11 protein-coding genes are annotated in these 11,786 nt (G+C 50.3%); 5 read left to right on the forward strand and 6 right to left on the reverse strand.

The window, feature by feature from the left end:
* Positions 1 to 5: 5 nt before the first annotated feature.
* The 5 genes from porL to BUB30_RS12770 all read right to left on the reverse strand — a co-directional run bounded on the left by porL (position 6) and on the right by BUB30_RS12770 (position 5,075).
* Positions 6 to 830, reverse strand: coding sequence for a type IX secretion system motor protein PorL/GldL (gene porL / locus BUB30_RS12750; RefSeq protein ID WP_073134193.1), 825 nt, complete (start codon positions 828 to 830; stop codon positions 6 to 8).
* 71 nt (positions 831 to 901) lie between these two features.
* Positions 902 to 1,987, reverse strand: coding sequence for a T9SS ring complex lipoprotein PorK/GldK (porK, locus tag BUB30_RS12755; RefSeq protein ID WP_073134195.1), 1,086 nt, complete (start codon positions 1,985 to 1,987; stop codon positions 902 to 904).
* A gap of 126 nt (positions 1,988 to 2,113) precedes the next feature.
* Positions 2,114 to 3,064, reverse strand: a complete 951-nt coding sequence (locus BUB30_RS12760; protein WP_073134197.1) for a PorP/SprF family type IX secretion system membrane protein — start codon at positions 3,062 to 3,064, stop codon at positions 2,114 to 2,116.
* Positions 3,065 to 3,174: 110 nt separating this feature from the next.
* Positions 3,175 to 3,951, reverse strand: coding sequence for a uroporphyrinogen-III synthase (locus BUB30_RS12765; protein WP_073134198.1), 777 nt, complete (start codon positions 3,949 to 3,951; stop codon positions 3,175 to 3,177).
* A 17-nt stretch (positions 3,952 to 3,968) separates the two neighbouring features.
* Positions 3,969 to 5,075, reverse strand: coding sequence for a DUF4271 domain-containing protein (locus BUB30_RS12770; protein ID WP_073134201.1), 1,107 nt, complete (start codon positions 5,073 to 5,075; stop codon positions 3,969 to 3,971).
* A 64-nt stretch (positions 5,076 to 5,139) separates the two neighbouring features.
* Between BUB30_RS12770 and hemW the strand changes: the two genes are divergently transcribed.
* Together hemW and BUB30_RS12780 are read left to right on the forward strand one after the other, a co-directional pair.
* The gene (hemW, locus tag BUB30_RS12775; RefSeq protein WP_073135135.1) at positions 5,140 to 6,273 is read left to right on the forward strand and encodes a radical SAM family heme chaperone HemW; all 1,134 of its coding nucleotides are present in this window, start codon (positions 5,140 to 5,142) and stop codon (positions 6,271 to 6,273) included.
* Between the two features lie 97 nt (positions 6,274 to 6,370).
* Entirely contained in the window at positions 6,371 to 6,709 is a 339-nt protein-coding gene (locus BUB30_RS12780; RefSeq protein WP_073135137.1) for a hypothetical protein, read from the forward strand.
* 214 nt (positions 6,710 to 6,923) lie between these two features.
* On the opposite strand, the gene rho is transcribed toward BUB30_RS12780, so the two are convergent.
* Positions 6,924 to 8,528: a transcription termination factor Rho gene (gene rho, locus BUB30_RS12785; protein ID WP_073134203.1), complete on the reverse strand. Its 1,605-nt coding sequence runs from the start codon at positions 8,526 to 8,528 to the stop codon at positions 6,924 to 6,926.
* Between the two features lie 290 nt (positions 8,529 to 8,818).
* On the opposite strand from rho, the gene serS reads away from it, so the two are divergent.
* The 3 genes from serS to BUB30_RS12800 are packed head-to-tail and all read left to right on the forward strand — an operon-like array spanning position 8,819 to position 11,663.
* Positions 8,819 to 10,093, forward strand: a complete 1,275-nt coding sequence (gene serS / locus BUB30_RS12790) for a serine--tRNA ligase (protein WP_073134205.1) — start codon at positions 8,819 to 8,821, stop codon at positions 10,091 to 10,093.
* A gap of 48 nt (positions 10,094 to 10,141) precedes the next feature.
* Positions 10,142 to 11,182: a nucleoid-associated protein gene (locus tag BUB30_RS12795; protein WP_084138057.1), complete on the forward strand. Its 1,041-nt coding sequence runs from the start codon at positions 10,142 to 10,144 to the stop codon at positions 11,180 to 11,182.
* 58 nt (positions 11,183 to 11,240) lie between these two features.
* Positions 11,241 to 11,663, forward strand: a complete 423-nt coding sequence (locus BUB30_RS12800; protein WP_073134206.1) for a hypothetical protein — start codon at positions 11,241 to 11,243, stop codon at positions 11,661 to 11,663.
* Positions 11,664 to 11,786: the final 123 nt, after the last annotated feature.

Raw genomic sequence — 11,786 nt, forward strand, 5'->3', positions numbered from 1 at the left:
TTTCATTATGCGTTCTGTCCGCCGCCTTTCATCGCGGTGAGCATGCTGCCATAAACCTTGTTCAAAGAAGTCAGGTTGTCTGTGAGCTTACCAAGTTCGGAAGTGAACTTCGCTGTGTTATCACCAACTTTGGAAAGTCCGGTCATAGCGCCAGTGAGGCTTTCATAGAACTTGTTCATGTTTTTAACGTGGCTATCGGCATCCTTCAACTCCATTTCATACACTGAATTGAGAGCAGCAAGGTTCTTCGTCACTTTTTGTACTTGCGAGTGGTATTCGCCAGCGTCTTTGGATGCTTCAGACATGCTCGATACGGCCTTGATGGCAGTGTCGTAGGACTTGTTCATTTCCAAAAGCTGTGTAGAAGCCTTCTTCACGTTGGTAGCGTAGTCGTTGGTGGCTACTGCTGCATCGGAGAGGTTCGACATTTTCTTGGCAGAGTCGGCCAGGTTGGTCAGACCTTTGCCTAAGCTATCCAACAGTTCAGGGCCAATTTTGGCTTTCTCCAGGGAAACATCCAATTGTTGTGTCAGCGATGCGCCTGCAGGCTTGTTAGAGATCCGGGTAGGCGTTGCAGGAGCTTCGTAGTCTTCGCCCAGTTCGGGGTATACTTTCGACCAATCGGGCTCTTGATGAGGCGGCTCAAAAGCGCTCAGAAAGAAAATAACTGCTTCAGTGGTCAAGCCTATGAACAGCATTTGGTCAGCACCTTCGTAGTGGAGGATCTTGAATAACGCCCCAATAATTACGACTGCCGCACCAATACCATAGACTTTTGGCATTATAGTTTTGTAGAGTAGTTCAACAAATCCGCCTTTTTTCTTGCTCATTGTAGTAATGGTTTAAGTTTTGCCTTTTGATATTATAAAATATAGAAAATGGATTAGGGTCGATCTGAGTGCTAAAATTCCTGACCTGACGAACGGCCCAAGTGCGTCATGGCGCAACGGAAGCCTATATACGCACGGGTGGAATCTTTGAATTCATATGTCCGTGTACCGGTTTCCAGGTAGTAGGCCACGTCTTTCCACGAGCCGCCGCGAACCACTTTCTTGGGCGGAACACGGGGGTTGTACTTGGCACTTTCCGGGTTGGTACGGGGGTCGATGTATTGTGGGTTCAAGTCCCAAACCGTGGGTACGGATGCGGGGTTGAAGTCGTCGAGGCACCATTCGGATACGTTGCCTGACATGTCGTACAGACCATAGTCGTTGGGGAAGTAGGACTGTACGGGTGAGGAGTAGGCGAAGCCGTCGTCGTAGAAGTTACCGCGGCCGGGTTTGAAGTTGGCCAGCATACAACCTTTCGAGTTACGGATATACGGGTTACCCCAAGGATATTTTGCCATATCGCGGCCACCGCGGGCTGCATATTCCCATTCTGCTTCGGAGGGCAGACGGAAGGCGGGCATCGGAAAATCACCCACGCTCTTGCGGTAGTCGTTCAGGTAAGCGGTTCTCCATTGACCGAAGAACACGGCAGCGTCCCAGTTCACGCCCACGACCGGATAGTCGTCGTAGCCGGGGTGCCAGTAGTAATAGTCCTGGATAGGATCGCCCATGTGGTGTGCGAAGTCGCGAACCCAGGAAGCGGTATCCGGATAGTATTTCTGACGGAACGTTTCTGCGTCTACAGTTTCGAAGCCTTCAATGCTTCCGTTATCGACCAGGAAAAAGTTGGTGAACTGGCGATACTCATTGTTCGTGATTTCTGTATCGTCCATGAAGAACGAACCGATCGTTACTTGCTTGTTGAAGTTGATCTGCGTAGAAGCAGGGTCTTCATCCGCTTGCCCCATGTGGAATGTTCCGGCAGGAATGGGCACCATACCATAGGGGATGGTCATCACCCAGCCTTCTCGCCCGGGAACACCAACGAGTTCACCCTGGTCGCCGCCTTTTTTGCCGCCAAGGCCAAGTAATCCACAAGCACTGGCAACAGCCCCTGCGAATACTAAAACTACTTTAGAAACAACCGATTTATTCATATACTTCTGCTCAGTTTGCTATGCTAAAATTTTGAGGCTCGAAAGTTACCCTTTATTCGCCTTACTTTTTGGAGAAACTATTTACAAATTCCACAAATTCTTAAAAATACCAAAATCAAATGTCGGCTAGTGCCTATACCGGGGGGTCCGAACGACTTTTTTGCCGCTGGTGCCAACTACCGGTAGATCATAGCTTATCATAAATTCCAGTGAAAAAGTCTCTTTTGCAGCCCGATCCTTTACGATAAAGTCGATGCCCGTTCCCAACTTCAGTGACTTGTCTTTCAGCAGAGCATAACCCAGTAGTAAACTGGCCGCTTCCGACTGTCTAAACGCCACGCCTCCCCACATCGTATCTTTGATGTAGGCAATTCCCGCCAGATCGACTTGGGTCTTGTTCAAATCGGTTCTAATGGCGGTGGAGAACTGTACTTTCAGGTCGAAGCTCACCTCGTAGAAATATCCACCGGTGAAGTTGATGTGATTTTCCAAGGCTCCGCGCACGCTGTCCTGGCCGAAGTTGAACTTGGAGCGCAAGAGGTGGTTGAAGCCTAAGCCGAGGTAGTATTTTTCGGCTCTATAGAAGACGCCCAATCCGAGGTCGGGTCTTACTTGTGATTCTTTTCCTTCGACAATGAGCGGGTCACCTTCCTGTACGTAGCGATAATATTTGCCGTTGACCGTTTGAGAGTAGATTCCGGCTTTGATACCGAAACTTAGTTTGGTGTCTTTGATGCCCAGGTGATAGGCATACATCACTTGTGCTTCGAGGTTGTTCTGAGGACCGAGTTTGTCGTTCATAATGTACGCACCGGCACCGCTGTTGAGCTTGTGGATGGGTGTGTTGAACGAAACCATTTGCGTAGTGGGAGCACCGCCGTCGCCGAAGCTCGACTGGTAGCCCAACCATTGACTTCTATGGATAGCCGAGAAATGGGTAACCCCGTCAACCCCTGCATACGCTGGTGTCATGTACAAGTTATTGAACATGTATTGCGTGAAGAGAGCGTCTTGCTGAGCAAAAGCCCCTGCGGTAACAAGCAGCAGCGAGAGGGTATAAAAAGTCCTTTTCAGCATTAAGTTTAAAAAGTAGAAGCTAAAGTAAACGCTTTTTTACGACACTGTCAACAAATGTAATTAAAGTGTAATAAAATATCTCACTTAGTAAAATTCAATGAATGAAGTAGTTACTTGATGCCGTTAGCCTTCTTAATATAGAGTTCCAGGGCCCCGGTCATGGACGGGGCGTTGGGCAGCGGGGCCTCGATATCCAGGATCAAACCGGCGTCGCGCACGGCTTTGGCCGTTGTGGGGCCGAAGACGGCGATGCGGGTGTTGTTCTGCTTAAATTCGGGAAAATTCACAAAAAGGGAGTTGATACCGGAGGGGCTGAAGAACGCCAGGATGTCGTAGAACACTTCCTTCAGGTCCGACAGGTCGGCTGCAACGGTATGGTAGATGATGGCTTCGGTGTAGTGGTATCCGCCGTCTTTGAGGAAGTCGGGGATGTCGTTCTTGCGGATATCGGAGCACGGGAAGAGGTACTTCTCGTTTTTGTGCTTCTTCAGGATTTCCAGCAGGTCTTGCGCGGTTTTGAGACCGGTGAAGATCTTGCGCTTGCGTATGACGATGTATTTCTGAAGGTAGTTCGACGTTTGTTCGGAGATACAGAAGTATTTCATCTCCGGAGGCATTTCCACTTTCAATTCCTGGCAGATGTGGAAGAAGTGATCCACAGCATTGCGGCTCGTAAAAATGATGGCCGTGTGGTTGAGGATATCGATCTTCTGTTTACGGAATTCTTTGACGGGTACGGGTTCGACCTGTATGAATGGCCTGAAGTCAATTTTCAGGTTAAACTTTTCAGCAAGTTTTAAATAGGGAGAATTAGCATCTGCTGGAGCTTCTTGGGTTACGAGGATGCTCTTCACTTTGCGCATCCTTTCAGTAGCAATTTCACTCATCACGTAAACGAATCGGGCTAATTATAAAGAACCTTAATTGTTATCAGAAAGGGTATTAATTCCGTCGCACAAATGTACGAAAATAAATGGAACATTGAGTGACCCATCGCGCGCTGTAACTTTAAAAGAATAAGGATGGTCCATCCTGCGAGCAACCACGACATCATGCTCAGCAGAAATACGTAGAAGCCTTCACGCTGTCCGTGGGTGATGAAGTACAGAAAAAGAATAATCGTTAGAACACCGAAAACGCCCAGCAGCAACCGCACCCAATTAAAAAAATGGATGCCACTCACCTCGCGCATGCCGAACACAAAGGCAAGGCCATAGACCAGCACAATCTTCAGGAAAAACAGCGTCAGCACGATAAAACTCAACCTTGTCCACTCGAGCATCGCCTCCCAAAAGGTGGTCGCCTGGAAGGCGAGCGCAGCCGAATAGTGTGCCGGCAGAAAATGAAAAATAATGATCAGATAATAGCCGAGCATTAAGCTGCTGTAGGCGTAAAACAAAACGTTGGTGCTGCTGGTGATGCGCGAATAGACCTGGCTTTCCTCGCCTTCACGCATGGAAAATATTTTCGTAATGGAGAAATAATCTGATGTGAGTTTGGGATTTAGCTTGATGATGATCACCAGCATGGTGAGCAAAATCATCATCCCCACGATGGCAAAATCACGGAAAGAGGAGAATTGCAGCGGCACGATCGCGGTTGAAGCGGCATCGGAAACCGTCTCCAGGGTGGTTTGAAGGCCGCCTTCCTTGATGCGTGTTTGATGCACACCGACCTGGAGCACCGGGGCGTGAAATACTTTGCGGAGACTGTCAATTTTCAGATACAGGCCCGTGCTGTGCTGGGCGGCCAACTGTCCATTCACGAAAAGGGAGACGGGTTCGGTGCTGCTCACGTGGAGCACGACCCCAGGGTATTTTGCTGCCTCAATCCAGAAATACACGGTGCTCACCTCGCCGGTCTTCTTTTGGAACGGCTCGAAGCGGTCGTCTTGACTCACTTGCCATTCAGCTTTCAAATCTTTCAACACCGTATACTCCTGGCCGAGCAGCGCGGTGGCGCTCAGGAGGGTCAGGAGCGCGGCGATCAAAAAATGCGAGGTTGCCTTCATATAACTTTCAAAAGTATCAGAATATCGCCTTATATCCGAAATGCAAGTAAGTTTGTATCGCTTTATGCCGGGTATTTACATCCATATTCCTTTTTGTAAACAAGCGTGTCACTATTGTGATTTTCATTTTTCAACCAATCTTGAAAACCGGGGGGCTATTGTACGGGCTCTTTTGGAGGAATTGGTTTTACAGCGCGATTATCTCGGCGGCGAGCAAGTGAACACCCTCTATTTTGGGGGAGGAACCCCGTCGGTGCTGACACCGGAGGAGTTGGACCAGATCCTGGATACGGTTCACAAAACTTTTTCGGTCAATCCCCACGCCGAAGTGACCCTGGAGGCCAATCCGGATGACCTTTCCCGCGAAAAGCTAAAGGCACTGCGCCAGGCCGGCATTAACCGGCTCAGCGTCGGCATCCAGTCTTTCGACGATGTGGTCTTAAAATTCCTCCACCGCGCTCATGATGCGGCCCTGGCCAGGCGATGTATTTCCGATGCCTACGAGGTCGGATTCCAGAACATCAGCCTGGATCTGATCTATGCCATTCCCGACCAGGACGAGGTCGTTTGGGAGCGGAACATCGAGGAGGCCCTGCGTCTCAAACCCCAACATATTTCGTCGTATTCACTCACGATCGAGGAAAAAACCACCTTTGGGCGATGGGCCGCCAAGGGAAAGCTCACACCCGTAGCAGACGATACGGCGGGACATCAGTTGCTGGTGTTGGTCGACCGGCTGGAGCGCGCGGGGTTCGAGCAGTATGAGGTTTCCAACTTTTCGCTGCCTGGATTTCAGTCCAAACACAACAGCAGCTATTGGCGGTCGGAGAAATATCTCGGTGTAGGTCCCAGCGCACACTCCTACGACGGAGTCAGCCGACAATTTAACGTGAGCAATAACGCGTTTTACCTGAAAGCCCTTCAGGAACGGCGAATTCCCGCCACGATAGAGGTTCTCACGCGCGAAGACCAGATCAATGACTATTTGCTCACCACCCTGCGCACATCGTGGGGGACCGACCTGGCGCGTATCCTGAACCTGTGGGGGTATGACCTGCTGGCGGCCCACGAGGGATATATCGGCGCACTGGTGGAGAACGGCCATGCGCTGCTGGAGAGCCGGGTGCTGCGCCTCACAAAAAACGGCAAACTGCTGGCCGACAAAATTGCTTCCGATCTATTTTTGCTAACGCCCTGATGGCGTTGCGGGGCCACGAAGAACTTTTGTATTTTTCGATGTTGTTTCATCCCCTAACACCATCATTGTGAGATCAACGGAAGAAAAAAAGGTATACATGCTCCTGAAATCGGTCATTTTCCACTACCACGGACTGGACGAGCAGGAAAAGGAAGACCTTGACAAGACCGCCGACGAACTGGACGCCCACGTGGAATACAAATGGGCGCTGGATTTTGTGGGCCAGGACCACCTTACTTCCTTTGAGCGGGCCCGCCTTTACCTGAACGACATCATCGCCGACTATCCAAAAGAAAAAAGAATCGAATTGATCAACATGGTGTGGCAGGCAAACAACCTGAAGGGCTATGTTACTGAGATGGAAGCTACCGCCATGCTGAAACTTGCCAAAGATTGGAATGTGCAGCGGGAGTTGATTGAGTTGGTGCTAAAATGACCTTTCTGGAGACCATCCCTCCCCTCCTGACACTTCATGGACGACTTACAGCCTCACGCCAGAATCTTCGCTGGCTCTATCCCTGCTTTTGACCGAGTCCTGACGCATAAGCGAGCGCGTACATTTTTATTCCGTCTACATCTGATCTCCCCAAAACAAAAAAAGAGGCTGCCTTTTCGGGTAGCCTCTTCTTTCGTTAAAGTGTTGCTATGTTTTATCCATTCATGGAAATGAGGAATTCGTCGTTGTTGCGGGTTCCCTTCATTTTGTTTTGGAGGAATTCCATGGCTTCTACCGAGTTCATGTCGGCCATGAACTTGCGGAGAATCCACACGCGTTGCAGTTCTTCTTCTCTCAGCAGCAGGTCCTCGCGACGGGTTCCGGATGCCGGCACGTCGATGGCGGGGTATACTCTTCTGTTGGAAAGCTTGCGGTCGAGTTGGAGTTCCATATTACCGGTTCCCTTGAATTCTTCGAAGATCACTTCGTCCATTTTCGAGCCGGTGTCGATGAGGGCGGTGGCGATGATGGTGAGCGAGCCGCCGTTCTCGATCTTGCGGGCAGCACCGAAGAAGCGCTTGGGTTTGTGGAGCGCGTTGGCGTCAACACCACCGGAAAGGATCTTTCCGGAGGAAGGCACCACGGTGTTATAGGCACGGGCCAAACGCGTGAGGGAGTCGAGGAGGATCACCACGTCGTGACCGCACTCTACCATGCGTTTTGCTTTCTCCAGCACGATGCTGGCCACTTTCACGTGGCGCTCAGCTTGTTCGTCGAAGGTGGATGCTACCACTTCGGCTTTTACGCTGCGGGCCATATCCGTTACTTCTTCCGGGCGCTCGTCGATGAGCAGGACGATGAGGTATACTTCGGGGTGATTTTCGGCGATCGCGTTGGCGATGTTTTTCAGCAACACGGTCTTACCCGTTTTAGGCTGCGCTACGATCATACCGCGTTGTCCCTTACCAATGGGCGAAAACAGGTCGAGGATACGGGTCGACAGGTTGTCGGGGGCCGTGCTCAGTCTCAGCTTTTCGTTGGGGAACAAGGGTGTGAGGTATTCGAAGGCCACGCGGTCGCGGATCTCTTCGGTGGTTTTTCCGTTTACGGATTCCACTTTTAGCAGGGCAAAATATTTCTCGCCTTCCTTGGGGGGACGAATCGATCCTTTTACGGTATCGCCTGTTTTGAGACCAAACAATTTGATCTGCGACGGCGACACGTAAATGTCGTCGGGGCTGGCCAGGTAGTTATAGTCGGAAGAGCGGAGGAAGCCGTAGCCGTCCTGCATGATCTCCAGTACGCCTTCGTTGTTGATGGCGCCGTCGAATTCGCGGATGGCAACGCGATATTGGATGGGACGTTCTTCGCGCACTTCGGCACGGCCTGCGCGGATGAGGTCTTCCTGTGTGTTGATCTCCGGTTCGTTGTCGAGATTTTCGGGCTCGGATTCGGCGAACGTTTGAGGTGTACTGTCAAAATTTATATCGATGGAATCCAGGATCTCGTCGCTGGAAAAATCGGATTCTGTTTTGGGAGCCGGCGGCGCGGGAGTAGGGGCTACATTTTCGCGGCGACGGGGACGCATTTTGCGTTCGGGTTCTGCGGAAGCAGAGGCGGTGGCGGGGGAGGAGGAAGCAGCAGGTGCTACGGGAGGTTTTCTGGCGGGAGCTGCTTCGCCCGCGACGGCTTGCTGATCGAGGATTTTGTAGATGAGGTCTTGTTTGGAAAGCTTCTTTGCGTTCTTCACGCCCATCTCCTCTGCAATTTCTTTCAATTCTGAAAGAAGCCTGACATTCAGGTCGTCAATAGTGTACATGTTAATTTAAAAATGAGGTTGTTGAAAAAAAGTGTTTTTGTTGAATTGATTGTGTTGTGATCAGCCAAGCTGAAGTTAGGATCATGGAAACAACTAACTAGAGAACTAAGTTTTGGGTAAATAAAGTTCGGAATTTTTGTTCAGAAGGCTTGAGATGAAGCCGTATGATGATGCAAGTATAGGCGAAATTTGACTATTATCAAATTGTGAAAATATTTTATTCGCCCCAAAAAGCCGTCCGCTGTGCAAAAAAACTAATTTTGAATCCTTAAAAAAAACTAAAAATTCTCATGCTACAGGCAGTTGTCATCCGCGAACACACAGCGAAAATATTGGAAGGCCTCCGGAAACGAAATCTGAAGGACGCCGATGTCCTTATACAAGCTATCCTGGACAATGATCTGCTGCGCCGCGACACGCAAAGGATCTTGGATGACCTGAAAGCAAAGTCGAACCTGGATTCCAAAAAGATCGGCGAGCTGATGAAATCCGGCCAGGCCAACGAGGCCACGGCCCTGCGCGCTTCTGTCGCTGCCGATAAAGAAAAGATCAAGAATCTGGAAGCCGACCTGGACGTGTATGAGAAAAAGCAAACCGAAATTCTTTACAAGATCCCCAACGTGCCCCATGAAAAGGTACCCGCCGGTAAAAGCGCAGAGGATAACATCACCGTACACCAACACGGTACCCCTCCTACGCTCGGTGCTCAAGCCTTGCCGCATTGGGATCTCATCAAGAAATACGACATCATCGACTTTGATCTCGGCAACAAGATCAGTGGCGCGGGCTTCCCCGTCTACAAGGGAAAAGGCGCCAAGCTTCAGCGGGCCCTGATCAATTTCTTCCTCGACGAAGCGGAGAAACAAAACTACAAGGAAGTGCAGCCTCCCATCGTCGTGAACGAAGCGTCCGGTTATGGAACCGGCCAGTTGCCCGACAAGGAAGGTCAAATGTACTTTATCACCGAAGACGGTCTCTACCTCATCCCCACGGCAGAGGTGCCCATCACCAATCTCTATCGCGACGTGATCGTGGCAGAAGAAGAATTGCCCGTGAAGAACGTGGGCTATACGCCGTGCTTCCGTCGCGAGGCGGGCAGCTGGGGAGCACACGTGCGCGGGCTGAATCGCCTCCACCAATTCGACAAGGTAGAGATCGTGCAGATCGCGAAGGCCGAAGATTCTTATGGCATCCTGGACGAAATGTGTGCCCACGTGCAGGGCCTGTTAGAGAAGCTGGAACTCCCCTATCGCAAGTTGCTGCTTTGTGGCGGCGACATGGGATTCAGCTCTGCGTTGACCTATGACATGGAGGTGTACGCAGCAGGACAACAGCGTTGGCTGGAGGTTAGTTCCGTCAGCAATTTTGAAACCTACCAAGCCAATCGGTTGAAGCTTCGCTACAAAAGCAAAGAAGGCAAAACGCAACTGCTCCACACCTTGAACGGCAGCGCGCTGGCCTTGCCCCGCATTGTGGCGGCGTTGCTGGAAAACAATCAGACACCGGAAGGCATTCGCATTCCCAAGGTGCTGGTGCCCTATACCAAATTTGAATTCATCAACTAATTTCGTCAACGATCCCACGGGATAAGACGGATCATTCCTACCGCGCTTATGATCGAACGCAGTCAAAGTAGTATTCTCCAGGTGTCGGTGCATGTGGTGGGCAACCGTGGTGCGCAAGAGTTGCTGAGAATTTCCGAAGAACCGCTGGATGTGGAGGACGACGCTTTGCAAGACCTGCTCCTCACCTATTTTCTATCCAACTTTACGACGCCGGAATATTATGCCTTCACGTTTTCGAACGAGGATTTCTCGCTAAACCCGTTGTTTCAATTTGCCCGAAACATTTTTGAGGAGGCCGAATCGTTTCATGAAAACACGGTCAACATTGCGAAGCATTTATACGAGGCGACGCAGCATCCCAACATCAAGTCGGGCGATTTGTATGTGGCACGTTTGTCGGGAGTGGTGATCGACAACCAGTCGATGGACGCCATTGGTATCTTCAAATCAGAAAACAAAGAGACCTATTTAAAGCTGAAGGCCAATCCCGGCGACTTCAACCTCCACGCCGACGAGGGGGTAAACATTCGCAAGCTCGACAAAGGATGTCTCATCCTGAACCGAGGTGTGGAGGAAGGATATTCGATCCTGATCGTGGACAATGCCAACAAGTCGGACGCGCAATTTTGGAAAAGTGATTTTCTCCATGTGAAGCCCGTGTCGGATGCCTTTCACCATACGCATAATTTCATGAACCTTACCCGTCAGTACGTAGGGGATCAGTTGGATGAGGAGTTCAGTGTTTCGAAAGCCGACAAGATCGACTTGCTGAACCGGTCGATGGAGTTCTTCAAATCGAAGGAGCAGTTCAACCAAAGCGAGTTCGAGGTAGAGGTACTGGCAGATGCTTCGGTGATCGAGTCTTTTCGAAAATATGAGAAAACGTTTATGTCGGACGCCCAGATCGCCGACAACTTCGAGATCTCCGCGCAGGCGGTGAAGCGGCAGGCCCGCGTCTTTAAGAGTGTGCTCAAGCTCGACAAGAATTTTCATATCTATATTCACGGCAGCCGCGAGCTCATCGAAAAGGGCTACGACGAGGCGATGAACAAGCACTATTACAAGATTTATTTCGACGAGGAGAGCTAGTGGCTTTTTTTATCAGCAGGTCCTTTAGTAACTTTAATGACCTCTAAAAAAAAGACCTATGGAACGTCAGACCCTCGGCGAAAGAATTAAGCGCACCTCAAAAAAAGTTCTCCGCATTGTTATCGCGCTGGTTGTGATCACCCTCATTTCGCTTTTCAGTTTTTACTACTGGGGCGTGTATGAAGACGGCGTGATGGCCGGAAGAATATTGCGGGTCAGTATAAAGGGCGTGGCCTTCAAAACGTATGAAGGCAAGATCGACCTCCAAGCCTTTGGGGCTTTGAAGAACGCCAGTCCTATTGCAGAATCGTTCGATTTCTCGGTCGAGAAAAGCGACAAAGACCTCATCAAGGAATTGGAGACCGTTGCCCTCAGTGGCGAGCGTGTGAATCTTTACTTCATTAAGCGTTATGCGATCTTCCCCTGGCGAGGTGAAACCCGATATTTTGCCACGCGTATTGAACGGCTTGATAGTAAGTGACCCGCGGCTGTTGTCGCGCTGAAAAAGTCAGGAGGCCATTCCAGCATCCCACGAAGGTGGATTGAAACAACACGAAGGTCGAATACAGAACTAAATAAACGGACTGCTCTTTGTGTTGCAGGC

This window comes from Chryseolinea serpens (assembly GCF_900129725.1).
Classification (GTDB): Bacteria; Bacteroidota; Bacteroidia; order Cytophagales; family Cyclobacteriaceae; genus Chryseolinea; species Chryseolinea serpens.

Excerpts from the sequence above, each read along its gene's own strand:
- hemW (WP_073135135.1), top strand. The coding sequence starts at position 5,140 with ATGCCGGGTATTTACATCCATATTCCTTTTTGTAAACAAGCGTGTCAC.
- rho (WP_073134203.1), bottom strand. The coding sequence starts at position 8,528 with ATGTACACTATTGACGACCTGAATGTCAGGCTTCTTTCAGAATTGAAA.
- BUB30_RS12760 (WP_073134197.1), bottom strand. The coding sequence starts at position 3,064 with ATGCTGAAAAGGACTTTTTATACCCTCTCGCTGCTGCTTGTTACCGCA.
- porK (WP_073134195.1), bottom strand. The coding sequence starts at position 1,987 with ATGAATAAATCGGTTGTTTCTAAAGTAGTTTTAGTATTCGCAGGGGCT.
- BUB30_RS12795 (WP_084138057.1), top strand. The coding sequence starts at position 10,142 with ATGATCGAACGCAGTCAAAGTAGTATTCTCCAGGTGTCGGTGCATGTG.
- porL (WP_073134193.1), bottom strand. The coding sequence starts at position 830 with ATGAGCAAGAAAAAAGGCGGATTTGTTGAACTACTCTACAAAACTATA.
- BUB30_RS12770 (WP_073134201.1), bottom strand. The coding sequence starts at position 5,075 with ATGAAGGCAACCTCGCATTTTTTGATCGCCGCGCTCCTGACCCTCCTG.
- BUB30_RS12765 (WP_073134198.1), bottom strand. The coding sequence starts at position 3,951 with ATGAGTGAAATTGCTACTGAAAGGATGCGCAAAGTGAAGAGCATCCTC.
- BUB30_RS12800 (WP_073134206.1), top strand. The coding sequence starts at position 11,241 with ATGGAACGTCAGACCCTCGGCGAAAGAATTAAGCGCACCTCAAAAAAA.
- serS (WP_073134205.1), top strand. The coding sequence starts at position 8,819 with ATGCTACAGGCAGTTGTCATCCGCGAACACACAGCGAAAATATTGGAA.
- BUB30_RS12780 (WP_073135137.1), top strand. The coding sequence starts at position 6,371 with ATGCTCCTGAAATCGGTCATTTTCCACTACCACGGACTGGACGAGCAG.